15 protein-coding genes, 3 tRNA genes and 3 rRNA genes are annotated in these 17,376 nt (G+C 66.0%); 20 read left to right on the top strand and 1 reads right to left on the bottom strand.

Going from position 1 to position 17,376, the window contains the following annotated elements:
- Positions 1–26: 26 nt before the first annotated feature.
- From VGJ96_05595 to VGJ96_05675, 17 genes are all read left to right on the top strand, one after another.
- The gene (locus tag VGJ96_05595; protein ID HEY3286582.1) at positions 27–452 is read left to right on the top strand and encodes a thioesterase family protein; all 426 of its coding nucleotides are present in this window, start codon (positions 27–29) and stop codon (positions 450–452) included.
- A 3-nt stretch (positions 453–455) separates the two neighbouring features.
- Positions 456–959: an LPS assembly lipoprotein LptE gene (gene lptE, locus VGJ96_05600; GenBank protein HEY3286583.1), complete on the top strand. Its 504-nt coding sequence runs from the start codon at positions 456–458 to the stop codon at positions 957–959.
- Positions 960–997: 38 nt separating this feature from the next.
- Entirely contained in the window at positions 998–1,309 is a 312-nt protein-coding gene (locus tag VGJ96_05605; GenBank protein ID HEY3286584.1) for a hypothetical protein, read from the top strand.
- Positions 1,297–1,791, top strand: coding sequence for a D-glycero-beta-D-manno-heptose 1-phosphate adenylyltransferase (gene rfaE2, locus VGJ96_05610; protein HEY3286585.1), 495 nt, complete (start codon positions 1,297–1,299; stop codon positions 1,789–1,791). The genes VGJ96_05605 and rfaE2 overlap by 13 nt, the downstream gene beginning before the upstream one ends.
- Positions 1,784–2,506: a ribonuclease PH gene (gene rph, locus VGJ96_05615; protein ID HEY3286586.1), complete on the top strand. Its 723-nt coding sequence runs from the start codon at positions 1,784–1,786 to the stop codon at positions 2,504–2,506. Before rfaE2 ends, rph begins: the two co-directional genes overlap by 8 nt.
- A complete protein-coding gene (locus VGJ96_05620) occupies positions 2,503–3,168 on the top strand; it encodes a non-canonical purine NTP pyrophosphatase (protein HEY3286587.1) in 666 nt (221 codons plus the stop codon). The genes rph and VGJ96_05620 overlap by 4 nt, the downstream gene beginning before the upstream one ends.
- A 36-nt stretch (positions 3,169–3,204) precedes the next feature.
- Positions 3,205–3,278 (top strand) — tRNA-Pro (locus tag VGJ96_05625).
- Positions 3,279–3,347: 69 nt separating this feature from the next.
- A tRNA-Arg gene (locus tag VGJ96_05630) sits at positions 3,348–3,421 on the top strand.
- An 87-nt stretch (positions 3,422–3,508) separates the two neighbouring features.
- Positions 3,509–3,581, top strand: a tRNA-Lys gene (locus VGJ96_05635).
- A gap of 477 nt (positions 3,582–4,058) precedes the next feature.
- Positions 4,059–5,582 (top strand): 16S ribosomal RNA (locus VGJ96_05640).
- 275 nt (positions 5,583–5,857) lie between these two features.
- A 23S ribosomal RNA gene (locus tag VGJ96_05645) occupies positions 5,858–8,814 on the top strand.
- A gap of 105 nt (positions 8,815–8,919) precedes the next feature.
- Positions 8,920–9,036, top strand: a 5S ribosomal RNA gene (gene rrf / locus VGJ96_05650).
- The 16S, 23S and 5S rRNA genes sit together here with 3 tRNA genes alongside, the layout of an rRNA operon.
- A 95-nt stretch (positions 9,037–9,131) precedes the next feature.
- On the top strand, positions 9,132–10,016 hold the full coding sequence (era, locus tag VGJ96_05655) for a GTPase Era (GenBank protein ID HEY3286588.1): 885 nt from the start codon (positions 9,132–9,134) through the stop codon (positions 10,014–10,016).
- Positions 10,013–10,180, top strand: coding sequence for a Trm112 family protein (locus tag VGJ96_05660; GenBank protein HEY3286589.1), 168 nt, complete (start codon positions 10,013–10,015; stop codon positions 10,178–10,180). The genes era and VGJ96_05660 overlap by 4 nt, the downstream gene beginning before the upstream one ends.
- Positions 10,161–11,159 carry a PorV/PorQ family protein gene (locus VGJ96_05665; protein ID HEY3286590.1) on the top strand — a complete coding sequence of 333 codons (999 nt, stop codon included), beginning with the start codon at positions 10,161–10,163 and terminating at the stop codon, positions 11,157–11,159. Before VGJ96_05660 ends, VGJ96_05665 begins: the two co-directional genes overlap by 20 nt.
- The gene (locus tag VGJ96_05670; protein ID HEY3286591.1) at positions 11,156–12,046 is read left to right on the top strand and encodes a hypothetical protein; all 891 of its coding nucleotides are present in this window, start codon (positions 11,156–11,158) and stop codon (positions 12,044–12,046) included. Before VGJ96_05665 ends, VGJ96_05670 begins: the two co-directional genes overlap by 4 nt.
- 163 nt (positions 12,047–12,209) lie before the next feature.
- Complete coding sequence (locus VGJ96_05675; protein ID HEY3286592.1) at positions 12,210–13,163, top strand: diguanylate cyclase; 954 nt, start codon at positions 12,210–12,212, stop codon at positions 13,161–13,163.
- Positions 13,164–13,371: 208 nt separating this feature from the next.
- Here VGJ96_05675 and VGJ96_05680 read toward each other — a convergent pair whose 3' ends face one another.
- Positions 13,372–14,244, bottom strand: coding sequence for a hypothetical protein (locus tag VGJ96_05680; protein ID HEY3286593.1), 873 nt, complete (start codon positions 14,242–14,244; stop codon positions 13,372–13,374).
- On the opposite strand from VGJ96_05680, the gene VGJ96_05685 reads away from it, so the two are divergent.
- From VGJ96_05685 to lysS, 3 genes are all read left to right on the top strand, one after another.
- Positions 14,237–14,500 carry a hypothetical protein gene (locus VGJ96_05685; protein HEY3286594.1) on the top strand — a complete coding sequence of 88 codons (264 nt, stop codon included), beginning with the start codon at positions 14,237–14,239 and terminating at the stop codon, positions 14,498–14,500. The genes VGJ96_05680 and VGJ96_05685 overlap by 8 nt on opposite strands.
- A gap of 175 nt (positions 14,501–14,675) precedes the next feature.
- Positions 14,676–15,792, top strand: a protein-coding gene (prfB, locus tag VGJ96_05690) for a peptide chain release factor 2 (GenBank protein HEY3286595.1) whose coding sequence is annotated in 2 segments (ribosomal slippage) — positions 14,676–14,747 and positions 14,749–15,792 — 1,116 coding nt in all. Because the reading frame shifts where the segments join, the coding sequence is not laid out codon by codon here.
- Positions 15,789–17,303 (top strand): lysine--tRNA ligase, encoded by a 1,515-nt coding sequence (gene lysS, locus VGJ96_05695; GenBank protein HEY3286596.1) that lies wholly within the window; start codon positions 15,789–15,791, stop codon positions 17,301–17,303. Before prfB ends, lysS begins: the two co-directional genes overlap by 4 nt.
- Positions 17,304–17,376: the final 73 nt, after the last annotated feature.

The raw sequence follows: 17,376 nt of genomic DNA on the forward strand, positions 1-17,376 counted from the left end.
GACACACGGCACACAGCTGGAGCGCGATGAACGCGATGCTACGGGAGACGGTTTCGGAACTGCGCGTACGGTACGCCGAGACCGACCAGATGGGCGTGGTGTACCACGGCAACTACCTGGTCTGGTGCGAGGTCGGTCGCACGGACTTCATCCGGCAGTGCGGCATGTCGTATGCGGACATGGAGCGCGAAGGGGTGCGGCTGGCCGTCGTCGAGGCGACGCTGCGCCTGCACGCCTCGGCGCGCTACGAGGAGATCGTGCACGTCACGACGCGCCTGGCCGGACTCCGCTCGCGGGCCGTCGAGTTTGCGTATGAGATCACGCGGGCGGCCGACGGGGCGCGCATCGCGTCGGCCACCACCACCCTGATGTCGGTCTCGGCCGACGGGCGCACCGTGTCGCTGCGACCCGACATTCGCGCGTTGCTGGAACGCGGGCCAGTCGTCGATTAACAAATGTCCCAGTCACTCCCCTTGCGCCGGCTGACCGTCGCCCTCGCGGCGGCCGCGTCGGCGTGCGCCTACGGGCTGAGCGGCGGCGGACTGCCCTCGCACGTGCGCACCGTGGCGGTGATCCCGTTCTCCAACGAGACGGCGTCGCCGGAGATCACGCGCGAGGTGACGGACGCGCTGCGCGAGGGGCTGTCCAAGCGCCTCGGCCTGCGCGACGCGAGCGAGGAGAAGGCCAGTGCGATTGCGCGCGGCGCCATCGTGCGCTACGAGATTGACGTTCCGGTGGCGTACAGCGCGGACCGCCAGCAGGCCAGCGCGACGCGCCGGAAGCTGCAGATTGTGGTGGACGTCGAGCTCTTTGACCAGGTGACCGGACGCACGATCTGGCAGAAAAAGGGGATCATCGGCGAAGGCGAGTATTCGGAGCGCTTCGAGGCCGAGGGACGCAAGCAGGCGATCAATCGAATTGTGAACGAGGTCATCGAGGGGGCACAGTCACAATGGTGACGCGCGCGCGGCGGGGCTCCGGGCGGGCAGGATGCCTGGTGATGCTCTTGGTGGTGGCGGCGGTGGGGTACTTCGGCCTCGGCGTCGGGAACGTGTACTGGAACTACTACCAGTATCGCGACCGCATGCTGCAGGAGGCGCGGTTCGCCGGCAGCCGCACCGACGGCGTGATCAAGCGGCGCATCTCGATGTTCGCCGACTCGCTCGGCCTGCCGGAAGGGGCCAAGCAGGTGCGCATCCGCCGCGCCCAGAAGCGCATCCACATCTGGGCGGAGTACTACGAGTTGATCGAACTCCCGTTCCTCTCGCGGGAACTCCTGCTGTCGCCGCGCGTCGAGTGGACGTACTGAGTCCCCGGGCGCCCGCCGACAAGATCCTCACGTGGGAGGCGGCCGCCGCGTGGCGGCGCACCCTGCGCGGGACGCTGGTCTTCACCAATGGCGTCTTCGACCTGCTGCATCCCGGGCACGTGGACGTGCTCACCGGTGCGCGCGCGCAGGGGACGCACCTCGTGGTCGGCCTCAACAGCGATGACTCGGTGCGCCGGCTCAAGGGGCCGGAGCGGCCGGTGCGCGGCGAGGCGGAGCGCGCCTACGTGCTCGCCGCGCTCGAGTGCGTCGACGCGGTGGTGATCTTCGCCGAGGACACGCCGCGCGACCTCGTGCGGCACCTCGCGCCCGACGTCATCGTGAAGGGCGGCGACTACGCGCCGGAGACGGTGGTGGGCGCCAGCGACGTGATGGCGCGCGGCGGGCGCGTGGTGATCATTCCGCTCACGCCGGGCCAGTCGACGTCCGGCATCATCGAGAAACTGCGAGGCACGGGTGGCTGAGACTCGACCGGATGGGCGCGCGCCGTCGGCGCTGCGCCCCGTGACACTGCAGCGCGAGGCCGTCGCCTACGCGGAGGGGAGCTGCCTGAGCGTCTTCGGCAACACGCGCGTGCTGTGCGCGGCGTCGGTGGAGCAGGGCGTGCCCTCGTGGAAGAAGGGGCGCGGCGAGGGGTGGCTGACGGCCGAGTACGCGATGCTGCCGCGCGCCACGCACACGCGCACGTCGCGCGAGCGCGGCCAGGTGGGCGGGCGCACGCAGGAAATCCAGCGCCTGATCGGACGCTCGGTGCGCGCCATGCTCGACGGCTTCGCCTGGGGCGAGTGGACCATCAAGGTGGACTGCGACGTGCTGCAGGCCGACGGCGGGACGCGCACCGCGGCCATCACCGGCGCCTGCGTGGCGGTGGTGGACGCCTTCGACTGGATGGTCCTGCACGGACATCTCGCGGCGACGCCGGTGCAGCGGCGCGTGGCGGCGGTGAGCGTGGGCGTGATCGACGGCCGGCCGTGCACCGACCTGTGCTACGCGGAAGACGTGCGCGCCGAGGTGGACATGAATGTCGTGATGGCGAGCAACGGCCAGTTCGTGGAAGTGCAGGGGACCGGCGAGCACGGCACGTTCGACCGCGCGCAGCTCGACGCGCTGCTGGCGCTGGCGACGGCGTCGATCACGGAACTGGACGCGCACCAGCGGCGCGCGCTGGGACTCGTGTGAGCGAACCAGGAGGGCATCACGGCGGCGCGGGGTGCGGTCGCGTGCTGCTGGCGACGCGCAGTGCGGGGAAGCGGCGCGAACTCGAGGCGATGCTGCGCGCGCACGGCTGGGACGTGATCGATCTCGAGCGTGCTGGCGTGGCGCTGGAAGCGTTGGCGGAAGACGCGCTGGAGACGGCGGCGACGTTCGAGGAGAATGCCCTGGCGAAGGCGCGGTATTTCTTTGCGCGCAGCGGCCTCCCGACGATCGCCGATGACAGCGGGTTGGCGTGCGACGCGCTGGGCGGCGCGCCGGGCGTGCACAGCAAGCGGTGGAGTGCGCGTCCCGACTTGCACGGAGTGGCGCTCGACGACGAGAACAACGCGCGGCTGTTGCGAGAGCTGGCGGCCGCGGCGCGCGCGGGGGTGACGACGCGCGTCGCGCGCTATGTGTGCGCGGCGGCGTATGTGGATGCGGCGCGCGCGCTCGTCGCGCGCGGCGAGACGGCGGGGCGCATTCTCGAGCGCGCGGAGGGGACGGAGGGGTTCGGGTACGATCCGTTGTTCTTCAGCGATGACCTCGGCGCCCCCTTTGGGCGGGTGTCGGCGGCGGCGAAGGCGACGGTGAGCCATCGGGCGCGTGCGGTGGCGCTTTTGCTCGAGAAAGTGCAGCAAGGGAGTTGATCTTGTGGTGACGTCCGGATATTTTGCGAGTCTTCGCGGGGCGTAGCGTAGCCCGGTATCGCGCCTGCTTTGGGAGCAGGAGGTCGCCGGTTCGAATCCGGCCGCCCCGATGGTGTGCTCCAAGTGGAATGCGAGACGGCGGGGGAAGCATGCCGGGTGCGGTGAAGGGGAGGAGCTCAGCGCCAGTAGCTCAGGTGGATAGAGCAACAGCCTTCTAAGCTGTGGGTCGGGGGTTCGACTCCCTCCTGGCGCGCTTCGCGGAAGTGGTGATGGCGGTTGTTGTTGTCTGTTTTTTCTCTGTTGTCTTTCTGTTGTTTGTCTGTAGTTTTCTGTAGTATCCGCACCCATAGCTCAACTGGCAGAGCAACAGACTCTTAATCTGCAGGTTGTAGGTTCGACTCCTACTGGGTGCACTGAGGCCGTCGCGGATGGTTGCGACGGCCTTTGTTTTTGGGGTTGGCGGGGTGGGGCGGCGTGGCGGATGAAAATCGGTATCAGAGTTCCGCAATTGATTCGTATGACGGGGCTTGCGCGGCCGACTCTAGTATGCTACTATACCCCTCCTCACGAGAACGGCGTTCTTGTGGAGGGTGGTGCCGCGGGCCCGCGAGGGCCCGTTCGTGTCGGCGGGAAGAAGTGGCGCGGAAGTTACGCGACAACAGTTGACACGGGGCACACATCGCAGTATAGTTAAAGGCTGTCGCGGAAAGCGCGACGATGAGCTGATTGATAATCGAGATGAGATCACTGTAGGGTGTGCGAGGCGATCGCTTTGATCCGGGCCCGTTCGGGGACCCGGGGAGCGATCAACCCGAACCTAAATACAAGTGATTCCGAACACGCTGTCACGCGACAGCGTGACAGCGTTTCGGAAGAGAGCTGACAAACACTCATTGGAGAGTTTGATCCTGGCTCAGGACGAACGCTGGCGGCGTGCCTAACACATGCAAGTCACGGGGGCCCGCAAGGGCAACCGGCGAACGGGTGCGTAACACGTGAGCAATCTGCCGATTTCTGGGGGATAGCCGGTCCAACGACCGGGTAATACCGCATACGCTCATTGGGGGACATCCCCTGATGAGGAAACCTCCGGGGGAAATCGAGGAGCTCGCGGCCTATCAGCTAGTTGGTGCGGTAACGGCGCACCAAGGCGACGACGGGTAGCTGGTCTGAGAGGATGGCCAGCCACATTGGGACTGCGACACGGCCCAGACTCCTACGGGAGGCAGCAGTGGGGAATATTGCGCAATGGACGAAAGTCTGACGCAGCGACGCCGCGTGTGGGATGAAGCTCTTCGGGGTGTAAACCACTGTTGCCCGGGACGAACCTCCCCTTTCGAGGGGACTGACGGTACCGGGTGAGGAAGCACCGGCTAACTCTGTGCCAGCAGCCGCGGTAATACAGAGGGTGCGAGCGTTGTCCGGAATCACTGGGCGTAAAGGGCGCGTAGGTGGCTTGGTAAGCGTGTGGTGAAAGCTCGGGGCTCAACCCCGAGTCGGCCATGCGAACTGCCGAGCTCGAGCATGGTAGAGGCAGGTGGAATTCCGGGTGTAGCGGTGGAATGCGTAGATATCCGGAAGAACACCGGTGGCGAAGGCGGCCTGCTGGGCCATTGCTGACACTGAGGCGCGACAGCGTGGGGAGCAAACAGGATTAGATACCCTGGTAGTCCACGCCGTAAACGATGGGCACTAGGTGCTTGGGGGAGCGACCCCCTGAGTGCCGGCGCTAACGCATGAAGTGCCCCGCCTGGGGAGTACGGCCGCAAGGCTGAAACTCAAAGGAATTGACGGGGGCCCGCACAAGCGGTGGAGCATGTGGTTCAATTCGACGCAACGCGAAGAACCTTACCTGGGTTTGACATGCAGGAGAAAGCTCGCAGAAACGTGAGCCCCTCTTCGGAGTTCCTGCACAGATGCTGCATGGCTGTCGTCAGCTCGTGTCGTGAGATGTTGGGTTAAGTCCCGCAACGAGCGCAACCCTCATCTCCAGTTACCAGCGGGTAATGCCGGGGACTCTGGAGGGACTGCCGGTGCCAAACCGGAGGAAGGTGGGGATGACGTCAAGTCATCATGGCTCTTACATCCAGGGCTACACACGTGCTACAATGGCCGAGACAGAGGGCTGCGAACTCGCGAGAGGGAGCCAATCCCCAAACTCGGCCTCAGTTCGGATTGTAGTCTGCAACTCGACTACATGAAGCTGGAATCGCTAGTAATCGTGGATCAGCTACGCCACGGTGAATACGTTCCCGGGCCTTGTACACACCGCCCGTCACGCCATGGAAGCTGTGAGTGCCCGAAGTCGGTGCCGGAACCCGCAAGGGGCCAAGCCGCCGAAGGCAAGCGCAGTGACTGGGGCGAAGTCGTAACAAGGTAGCCGTAGGGGAACCTGCGGCTGGATCACCTCCTTAACGGAGCAGCGAGTAGGCCGGGTCTTCGGACCGCGGGCACGAAAGCTCTTCCTGGAAGTCGCCGCCTCGCATCACCCTGATCTCATCTCGATTTTCATATTGTGGGTTGGCGCCGCCCCTCGGGGCGGCGCGCAGCACCCCCGCTGTTTGACAATGGAACGAGAAGTGTTCGTGGGAAAATGAATCTCACTGAAGTGAATCGCTGAAGCGCCTCGCAAGAGGCAAAGCAGTATTCACTCGTTGTAGATCGCGCGTGCTCTGCTTGACAGATATGTGGTCAAGCGAGTGAATGCAGATGGAGGATGCCTGGGCACACGAAGGCGATGAAGGACGCGGTAAGCTGCGATAAGCTTGGGGGAGCGGCACACACGCATCGATCCCAAGATCTCCGAATGGGGCAACCCAGCTGGTGGCAACACCGGTTACGGCGCAAGCCGAGCAAACCAAGGGAACTGAAACATCTAAGTACCTTGAGGAAGAGAAATCAAACGAGATGCCCTCAGTAGTGGCGAGCGAACGGGGCAGAGCCCAAACCGGGGTCCGCAAGGGCGCCGGGGTTGTAGGACCCACGCACGCAGCAGGCGAAGTCAGCCGAAGTCCCCTGGAACGGGGCGCCAGAGACGGTGACAGCCCGGTACGCAAAGACGATGCACTTGCTGTAGTGGAGTTCCTGAGTAACGCCCGACCCGAGTAATCGGGCGTGAAACCGGGGGGACCACCCTCCAAGGCTAAAGACTCTCGTGTGACCGATAGTGAACGAGTACCGTGAGGGAAAGGTGAAAAGCACCCCTGTGCGGGGAGTGAAAGAGATCCTGAAACCATCTGCATACAAGCGGTAGGAGGGCGGTGCAGTCTTCGGATTGTACGCGCCTGACTGCGTGCCTTTTGCATTATGAACCGGCGAGTTACTCCTCAGATGCGAGGCTAAGCCGTTTAGCGGCGGAGCCATAGCGAAAGCGAGTCCTGTAACGAGGGCGATACAGTATCTGGGGGTAGACCCGAAGCCAGGGCGATCTACCCATGAGCAGGGTGAAGCTGAGGTAACACTTAGTGGAGGCCCGAACCGGTGTGGGTTGAAAACCGCTCGGATGACTTGTGGGTAGGGGTGAAAGGTCAATCAAGCCTGGAGATAGCTGGTTCTCCCCGAAATCTATTGAGGTAGAGCCTCGAGGCGTGTTAGCAGGGGGTAGAGCGACTGGATGGGCGCGGGCTGGCGTAGCCGGTACCAACCCCAACCAAACTCCGAATACCTGACTAATGGACCTCGGGAGGCAGTCGCCGAGCGATAATGTCCGGCGGCGAGAGGGAAAGAACCCAGAACCACAGCTAAGGCCCCAAAGTGGCCGCTGAGTATAGCGAAGGATGTGTTCGTGCCGTGACAACTGGGAGGTTGGCTTAGAAGCAGCCATTCCTTTAAAGAGTGCGTAATAGCTCACCAGTCCAGCGTGAATGCGCCGAGAATGGTCGGGATTAAGCGGCCCGCCGAAGCTTGGTCTTGCAACTTAGTTGCAGGGGTAGGGGAGCGTTCTGTATGCCGTGAAGCCGGGGTGGAAACCACCGGTGGAGCGTACAGAAGTGAGGATGCCGGTTTGAGTACGCGCAAATGCGGGTGAAAACCCCGCACACCGTAAGCCCAAGGATTCCTGCGCCATGGCAATCAGCGCAGGGTGAGGCGGACCCTAAGGCGAGGCCCCAGAGGCGTAGCCGATGGACAGCCGGTTAAAATTCCGGCCCCGTCTGTAGTGTGTTGATCTTCGGAGGGACCCTGAAACGAAGCGCGGGCGGTTTTGTGGATGACCGTTCAAGGGTGTAGAGGGCGTAAGCCATCGAGACCTGAGTACGAGAGGGCGGGGCAACCCAACCTCGAGTCGCGTAGAGTCGGCAGGCAAGAAAAGCTCCGGAGGGAATGCTGCAGATGTCCGTACCGCAAACCGACACAGGTGGGCAAGGCGAGTAGCCTAAGGTGAACGAGTGAAACTGGGTCAAGGAACTCGGCATAATGATCCCGTAACTTCGGAAGAAGGGATGCCCGTTCTGGTTGTCGGCTTCGCGCCGGCTGCTGGTACGGGTCGCAGAGAATCGGGCCAAGCGACTGTTTAGCAAAAACACAGGTGTGTGCCAAGCCGCACAAGGCGCCGTATACACACTGACGCCTGCCCGGTGCCGGAAGGTTAAGGGGAGATGTTAGGGGCAACCCGAAGCATTGAGCCGAAGCCCCGGTAAACGGCGGCCGTAACTATAACGGTCCTAAGGTAGCGAAATTCCTTGTCGGGTAAGTTCCGACCTGCACGAATGGCGTAACGACTTGGTCACTGTCTCGACCCAGTGCTCGGCGAAATAGCAGTATCGGTGAGGATTCCGATTACCCGCAGCAGGACAAAAAGACCCCATGCACCTTTACTGTAGCTTGCCATTGGACGTCGCACGTGACTGTGTAGCATAGGTGGGAGACTTTGAGGCCCAGGCGCTAGCTTGGGCGGAGTCATCAGTGAAATACCACCCTGGCTCGTGTAACGTCCTCACCACGCTCTAGCAAACCTAGGCTGGGACCGTGGCAGGTGGGCAGTTTGACTGGGGCGGTCGCCTCCGAAAGAGTAACGGAGGCGCGCGCAAGGTCCCCTCAGCGCGGTCGGTACTCGCGCTTTTGAGTGTAACGGCATAAGGGGGCCTGACGGTGAGACCGACGGGTCGAGCCGCCACGAAAGTGGGCCGTAGTGATCCGGTAGACCGGTGTGGATCGGCTATCGCGCAACGGATAAAAGGTACGCTGGGGATAACAGGCTTATCGCGCCCGAGAGTTCACATCGACGGCGCGGTTTGGCACCTCGATGTCGGCTTATCACATCCTGGGGCTGGAGAAGGTCCCAAGGGTCCGGCTGTTCGCCGGTTAAAGTGGTACATGAGCTGGGTTCAGAACGTCGTGAGACAGTTCGGTCTGTATCCGCTGTGGGCGTTGGAGAGTTGAGGGGCGCGGACTCTAGTACGAGAGGACCGAGTCGGACGATCCGCTCGTGTCCCGGCTGTGACGCCAGTTGCAACGCCGGGTAGCGATGATCGGTACAGATAACCGCTGAAAGCATCTAAGTGGGAAGCTGTCCCCAAGATGAACTCTCCCTGGTGCCTTGAGCACCCTGAAGGGCCGTCGGAGACTACGACGTCGATAGGTCGCCCGTGGAAGCGCAGCAATGCGTTCCGAGCGTAGCGATCCTAATCGCCCGTGAGGCTTGACTACTCCCAATCGCCCTCGAAAGAGGGCCTTCGCAGAGCATTCGCGACACAACGCGTAAACAGTCAGATTCACCACACACGAACACTTCTCCTCCATTGTCTCCAATTCGCTGGCGATTAGAGCGTCAGGGCCACACCCGTTCCCATTCCGAACACGGTCGTTAAGCCTGACAGCGCCGATGGTACTCCGCCCGAGAGGGCGCGGGAGAGTAGGCCGTCGCCGGCACCCCTTTGAACCCCCCAGTCGATTCGCTCGGCTGGGGGGTTCAATCTTTTCCACCCCGTCCGTTTCTCCCCTTCTCCCCGGATCGTCTGTCAGAGATGACCACACACGCCGGAATCGTCACCGTGGCGGGGAAGCCCAACGCCGGCAAGAGCACGCTGCTCAACCGCCTGGTCGGGCAGCACCTGGCCATCACCAGCCCCAAGCCGCAGTCGACGCGCGACCGGATCGTGGGACTGCGCACCGAGCAGGGCGTGCAGATGGTCATTCTCGACACCCCGGGACTCCTCGCGCCCAAGCATCACCTGCACCGGTCGATGCTCGGCGCCGCCCTGGCGGCGCTGCGCGAGGCCGATGTGATCGTGCACGTGGTGGACGCCACCAGCGATCCCGTGGAGCCGCTGGCGACGGTGGCCGGGCTCGACGCGGCGCCGAAGGCGCCGGTGGTCGTCGCCCTCAACAAGTGCGACCTGGTGAACCAGGTCGTGCGGCGCGACCTCGCGCGTGCGCATCCGGGCGCGATCGTGATGTCGGCGCGCACGGGCGACGGGATGCCCGAACTGCTCGCGGCGATCGCCGCGCACCTGCCGGAGAGCCCGTTCCTGTATCCGGAGGACGATCTCTCGACGCAGCACCTGCGGTTCTTCGCGCGCGAGGCCGTGCGGGAGGCGGCCCTCGAGCAGCTCGACGAGGAGGTGCCGCACGCGGTGGCCTGCGAGATCGAGGAGTTTCGTGAGGGGAGTGCGCCGGTGTACATTCGTGCCGTGCTCCACGTGGAGCGCGACAGCCAGAAGCGCATCCTGATCGGCAGCGGCGGCCAGCGCATCAAGAGCATCGGCCAGTCCGCGCGCCAACGCATTGAGGCGCTCGTCGGCGGTGCGGTGTATCTGGACTTGTGGGTGAAGGTGCTTCCCAACTGGCGGCGGAATCCGGCGGCGCTCGCGCGGCTCGGATACACGCTGCCCCCGGACGACTCGAAATGACGATCTCTCCGCAACTGCTGGCGATCCTGGTCTGCCCCAAGTGCAAGGGGGCCCTCGCCTATCGCGAGGCCGAGCAGGCCCTCGACTGCCCCGCGTGCAAACTGCGGTACCCCGTGCGCGACGACATCCCCGTCATGCTCGTCGATGAGGCGTTGCCGCTCTAATCCGTTCGGCGCGCTTGTCGCGGCGCTCGGTGCGTCGCTGGCCCTTGCGGCCGGCGCCGGTCCGTTGCGCGCCCAGGGCGGGCTCTCGACCGAAGGCTCGCTGGTGCTGCTCGTTCCCGTGGGCGCACGGGCCGTCGGCGTCGGCCAGACGGGGGTGACCGCGGAGGCCGGCTCGGCTTCCCTCTGGAGCAATCCCGCCGGCATCGCGCGCGCCACGACGCGGGAAGTGGCGTTGCACTACTCGAAGTCCGTGGTGGCCAACGGATCCGCCCTCGGCGTCGTGTATCCCGCGGGGCGGGCGGGGGTCATCGGCGTCGGGGCGCAGCTCTATGACTACGGCGAGCAGGAGCTGACGGACGATGTCGGCAACTCGGTGGGGCAGCTGCTGACGCGCGAAGTCGTGGCCATGTTCACCTATGCGGCGACTCTCGGCCCATCGCTGCGGGCCGGCGTGACCTACAAGCTCCTGCAGCGCCGCAACGACTGCACGGGACCGTGTTCGACCAACATGTCCTACGTGGCCACGACGAGCGGTTTCGACGGCGGCTTCCAGTGGCAGCGTGCGCACGCCGACAGCCTGGTCGTTGGTTTTGCGGTGCGGCAGATGGGCCTCAGGCTCCAGGTGAATGACGCGTACCAGTCCGACGCGCTGCCCACCCGCCTGCATCTGGGCATCGGCGCGCGCGTGCCGCGCGTGGAGAAGGCGCTGCCCGGGGCCGAACTGCGGTGGGCCGTCGAAATCGTGAACCGGACGTCCCTCGATGATCCCGCCTTCCGGCTCGGGGGCGAACTCGGATTTCAGAAGCAACTGTACCTGCGCGCGGGCTATGCCTCAGGCGTCGGCGATGCCACGGGGCCGGCCATGGGATTCGGCTTCGTGCGCGGCGCGATGCGCATCGACTTTGCGCGCGTCTTCGGCGGCCTGTCCTCCGACGCCGGCGTGCCGCCGACGTTCCTCACGCTGCGGGTGAGCTGGTGAGCGTGCGGTTCGCCCTGCAGGGCGCGATGGCGCTCGCCTGCCTGGCCGTGAACGTGCGCCCGGCGACCGCACAGTGGGCGGCGCCGTGGCGCACGGGGGCCGTGCGCGACGTCGCCGACATTGCGCCGGCGTCCGGGGCGGCACTCCGCGGCCTGGGCGCGCACGACGCAGCGCACGCGCTCGCGCGACGTGCGGGCGGCCTCGGACGGGATGACGCGGAGCGCCGCCGCTGGGCCCCGGTGGCGTCGCTGATCGTTCCGGGAGCGGGCCAGGCGCTGCTGCACCAGGATCGGTTTGTGGCGTACCTCGCCGTGGAGGCGTGGGCCGTGGTCGAGTTCGCGAACCAGCGGACCGAGGCTCGCCGGCAGCAGAATCGGTACCGGGGCCTGGCGCGCGATGTCGCCCGCTCGTTGTACGGGCCGACGTTCCCGGTGGGCACCGGCGAGTACTACGAGTGGATGGAGAAGTTCCTGGAGAGCGGTGTCTTCGACCGGCTCCCGGGCGGCGAGGTGGACCCGGACATCAATTCGGGTACGTACAACGGGGCAATCTGGCTGCTCGCGCGCACCACGTACTGGAACGACCCGAACGTGTCGCCGTCGACCGGCAGCCCCGAGTATCGCCGCGCGATGAATTTCTATCTGGATCGCGCGATCCGCCCGGAATTCCGGTGGTCATGGCGCAGCGCGCAGCTCGAGCAGGATCTCTTCATTCGGACGATTCGCCGCAGCAACACGTCGTTCCGCGAGGCGCGCTCAGCGCTGGGCATCGTGCTCGCGAACCACCTGCTGTCGTCGGTGGACGCATTTGTGACGCTGAGGGTTGAAGGGCTCGCAGGGAGCGCCGGTCGCGGGTTCGCCGTGCGAGGTTCGCTTCCCATCCGCTGAACAAGGGTTGTACAGCGACCACGACATGGCGGTGCGCAAGTCGTGTCCTTGCTTGTGTTTGACACCCTCGTTCACAGCGGGTACGTTACGACTTCCAGAGAGGAGTTGAGCGGGCCGCGTGACGCACACGACTGCAATAGTCTTCGCGCCAGACGGGCAAGCCGTGCCGGATTCCATCCGTGCCTGGCTTGACAAGCATCGTCTGCCGACGGCGCGCGTCGCGACGGCTGACGATTTGATGTCGGCGGCGCTGCGGTCGCGTCCGCGTCTGGCGATCATCGACGCGCGCACGCATCCGGTGGCGGGACTCAAGGGATGTCAACGCCTGAAGGCCGACTCCTTCACCGGCATCGTGCCGGCGCTCGTGCTCGTGCGCAACGATCCCACGTCGTTCGCGGCCGCCTTCGACGTGCTGGCCGATGAGGTGATTCGCGAGGGCACCGATGTCGCCGAAGTCGCGCTGCGCGCGGAGGCGCTGCTGCGGCGTTCGGACCGCGACACGTACGTGCACCCCTCGACGCGCCTGCCCGGCGGCATCGAAATCGAGACGGAGATCCTGCGGCGCCTCGAGGCCGACGAGTTGTTCGCGGCGTGCTACGCCGACCTGGATCACTTCAAGGAATACAACGATCGCTACAGCTACTACGACGGCGATCGCGTGATCCGCATCCTGTCGAAGATCCTGCACGACGTCGTGAAGGGCACGGTGGCCGAACGCGGCTTCGTCGGGCACATCGGGGGCGACGACTTCCTGTTCGTCATCCCGGTGGAGGCGGTGTCGGAAGTCTGCACCGAGGTGGTGTCGGTGTTCGACGCGATCGTGCCGTACCAGTATTCGGAGCAGGACCGACGCGCGGGGTATTACTTTGGAAAGGACCGGCGCGGCCAGTTGCACAAGGTGCCGCTGATGACGGTTTCCATCGGCGTCGTGACCAACGAGCGCCGGAAGTTCTCGCACCCGTCGCAGGTCAGCGAACTGGCGACGGAAATGAAGAGTTACGCCAAGAGCCTGCCGGGCTCTGTGTTCACGATCGACCGCCGCGGCGACGTCGCTGCGGATGAGGGCGCGCCGCGGTCGTCGACGGCGGACGCTGCTTCCGGGGTGGAGGAGAAGTGAACGTATCGTGTCCTGAATGCCGGTCCGTCTTCCGTGTCGACCCGTCGAAGGTGCCGACGGTGGGCGTGCGCGCGCGCTGTTCGGTGTGCGGCGGCGTGATCACGATCGCCCCGCCCGGTGCCGTCGCCGCCGGTGGATCGCCGGCGGCCGGGCGCGCGCCGGCGCCCGCGATGCCGCGATCGGCGGAGCCGGTGGTAGAGCCCGCGACTCAGCCCCGCGTGTCGGGGCGCGTGTCGCGCGCGGCAGTGATGTCCGAGGCCGAGGCCGCGCCGAGTCCCGCGTTCGAGATGCCGGCGCCGCCGCCGGTGACCGCGATTCCGCGCCCCACCATGCCGCCATTGCCACCGCCGATGCCGGCGGGCGCCACGCCGCCGCCACCGCGCCCCGGTGCGCCGGGGCCGTTTACGCCACCACGCACGGCCACACCGGCCGCGACGGGTGGCGGGCCGCCGTCGCCGTTTGCGACACCCATGACGCCGGCGGCTCCGGCACGTCGTCCGTCGTCGGCGGTGCCGCCGACGTCGACACCGATGGTTGGCGTGCCCGGTCTGCGCCCCACGATGGTCACGCCGCCGATCACGCCGTCGATGCCGAGCGTACCGCCGCCGGCAGCGCCGCCTCCAGCGCCGCCTCCAGCGCCGCCTCCAGCGCCGCCGCCAGCGCCGCCGCCAATCGTGACGCCACCGCGCGGCGGTTTCATGCCGCCGATGCCGCCCATGGGCGCCCCGCGCGCCGCGGCGCCAACGCCCATGATGCCGCTGGCCCCGGCGGTGCCACCGTCGCCGGCGCCACGCACGACGATGCCGCGGATGATGCCGCCGATGACGGCCGCACCGGCGGCCCCGCCGACACCGGTGCGCGTCGACGATCCTGGCCGGACGCAGCCGATTCCCACCGTGCCGCGTTCCACCCTGCCGCCGATCACGCGGCCCATCACGCCGCCCGTTGCCGCACCGCCGCCCGCGCCGAGGCCGGCGCCGCCAGTGCCGGCGCCAGTGCCGGCGCCAGTGCCGGCAGCTCCCGCGGCAGCGTCCCCCGCCGCGCTCGGGGCGACGCCCACGTCGCAGCGGCGCGTGATCAATCCGTTCCTCAACAATGATCCGAACCAAAAGGCGAAGCGCCTGGCGCGCGCCCTCGTGTCGGACATGGTGGCCTACCTCCCGCAGAAGCGCGAGGAAGGGCTGAAGAACGGGACGCTCAAGGAACTCTTCCGCGAAGAGATCAAGAAGAGCTACGAGGAGTACTGCGACCAGATCGGCAAGGAATTCGCCGAGACGACCACGCACTTCCAGGAAGCGCTGAACGACATTCTGGCGAGCGGGAAGAAGATTTTCTAGAGAGAAACAACAGAGAGACAACAGACAAACAACAGAGAGACAACAGACGGCCGCCGCGACGGGGCGCTGTTGTCTCTCTGTTTTCTCTCTGTTGTCTCTCTGTTGTTTGTCTGCTGCGCTATTAGCTTTCCATAGACCGGCACTCCCTGAGCATTCCCAAACACACTTCGAGCAGATGGCCGAAAGCGAGCGCAGCAAGTCCCTGCGGCAGGATGAGGAACGGCTCATCGAGCTGCGGAGGTTCCTTTGACCTAGAGAGCAAGCGCGCCCGGCTGGCGGCCCTGGAGACCGAGATGGCCGCCCCGGGGTTCTGGGACGCCCAGGAGCGCGCGCAGGGGCTCGTGCAGGAAATGAAGCTGCTAAAGGGGTGGACGGACCCGTTCGAGAAGCTCTGGGGGCGGGTGCAGTCGGCGCTGGAGCTCGACCAGATGCTGGAGAGCGAACCCGACCCCGAGATGATCGCCGAGGTCGAGCGCGAATCGACCGCGCTGGGCGAGGAGGTGGAGGCGTTCAAGCTGCGGTCGCTGCTGCAGGGGCGCGACGATTACCGCGACGCGCAGGTCGAGATCAGCGCCGGCGCCGGCGGCACCGAGGCGCAGGATTGGGCCCAGATGCTGATGCGCATGTACACGCGCTGGGCCGAGCGCCGGGGCTACAGTGTGGAGATTCTCGACCTGAGCGAGGGGGAAGAGGCCGGCATCAAGGGCGCGGTGCTCGAAATCAAGGGCATGTACGCGTACGGCTTCCTCCGCCCGGAGGCCGGCGTGCACCGGCTGGTGCGCATCTCGCCGTTCGATTCGCAGGCGCGGCGGCACACGAGCTTCGCGTCGATTTTCATCTATCCGGTGGTCGACACCGAGATCAACATCGAGATTCGGGAAGAAGACATCAAGATGGACGTCTACCGGGCGAGCGGCGCCGGCGGCCAGCACGTGAACAAGACGAGCTCGGCGGTGCGGCTGACGCACATCCCGTCGGGCATCATCGTGGCCTGCCAGCAGGAGCGCAGCCAGGGCAAGAACAAGGCGCAGGCGATGAAGCAGCTGAAGAACAAGCTCTACCAGCTGGAGCTCGACAAGCAGGCCGCCGTGAAGGCCAAGCTGGACGCGAACAAGCAGGACGTCACCTTCGGCAGCCAGATTCGCAGTTATGTGTTCCAGCCGTACACGATGGTCAACGATCACCGGACCGAACTGAAGATTCCCGACGTGCAGAAGATCATGGACGGCGCCATCGACCCGTTCATCGAGGCCTACCTCAAGATGGCCGGCAACGCCGGAGCGGCGCGATGAGCGATGAACTGAACTACGTGCTGCAGGCACGCCACGAGAAGCTGGCGGCGCTGGAAGCCATGGGGGTCGCGCCGTTCGCCTACGGCTTCGACCGGCGGCACCAGGCGGCGCAGTGCCCCGCGCTGCTCGGCGATGCGGAAGAGGGGCCGGAGGTGCAGCTCGCCGGGCGCGTGGTGGCGCTGCGCACGCACGGCAAGACGACCTTTGCGCACCTGGGCGACCCCTCGGGCCGCGTGCAGTTGTACTTCAAGAAGGATGTGGTGGGCGAGGCCGCGTACGCGGTGTGCGACCTGCTCGACCTGGGCGACGTGATCGGCGTGCGCGGGCCGCTCTTCCGCACGCGCACGGGTGAAGTGACGGTGAAGGTGCTGCACCTCGAACTGCTCGCCAAGTCACTGCGTCCGCTCCCATTCGGCAAGGAAGAGGTGGTGGATGGCAAGGTGGTGCGGCACTCGGCGTTCGCCGACGGCGAACAGCGGTCGCGCCAACGCTACGCCGACCTCGCGGTGCATCCCGAGGTGCGGGCGCTGTTCACGGCGCGCTCGCGGATGACCGCCGCGGTGCGCGGGTTCATGGACGGTCTCGGCTATCTCGAGGTGGAGACGCCGGTGCTGCAGCCGCTGTACGGCGGCGCGGCGGCCAAGCCGTTCGTGACGCACCACAACGCGCTCGACATGCCGCTCTACCTGCGCATCGCCGACGAGCTGTACCTGAAGCGCCTCGTCATCGGCGGCTTCGACCGCGTATACGAGATCGGGCACGACTTCCGCAACGAGGGCATCGACCGGACGCACAATCCGGAGTTCACGATGCTCGAGTTCTACGAGGCGTATGCCGACTACACGGTGATGATGGGGCGGGTGGAGGCGCTGATCATCGCCGCGGCGACGGCGGTGCGCGACACGCTGACCGCGGCGGGGCTGGCGACCGATGCGCCGGCGTTCGATGCCGCGGTGCTGCAGGGGCCGTTCCCGCGCATCGACTGGCTCCCGGCGCTGTCGTCCGCGCTGCACGTCGACGACGTGACGCAGATGACGGACGCGGCCCTTCGCACGGCGGCGGAACAGGCCGGCGTGCACGGCGTCGCGTCGCTGTCGCGTCCCAAGCTGATGGATGAACTCTTCCAGCACCACGTGGAGAGCAAGATCGACCGCCCGACCTTCGTCGTCGACTATCCCAAGGAGCTCTCGCCGCTTGCCAAGCCGAAGCGGGGGAATCCGGCGCTGACCGAGCGATTCGAGTTGTTCGCCCGCGGCCGGGAACTCGCCAATGCGTTCTCCGAGCTGAACGATCCCATCGACCAGCGTCAGCGGTTCGAGGCGCAGGCGCGGCTGAAGGCCGCGGGCGACGAGGAGGCCTCGGGGGTGGACGAGGATTACCTGCGCGCCATGGAATACGGCATGCCGCCGATGGGCGGCGTCGGCGTGGGGATCGACCGGCTCTTCATGTACCTGACGGGGACGGCGCACATTCGGGATGTGATCCTGTTCCCGACGATGCGTCCGGAATAGCGCGGGTGAAAGGCACGGTACACGGTGTGGTGCAGGGGAACGGTGCGGGGTGGGGTGCGGAAGGATGGGGTTA

It is taken from the genome of Gemmatimonadaceae bacterium (genome assembly GCA_036504815.1).
Lineage (GTDB): Bacteria > Gemmatimonadota > Gemmatimonadetes > Gemmatimonadales > Gemmatimonadaceae > PNKL01.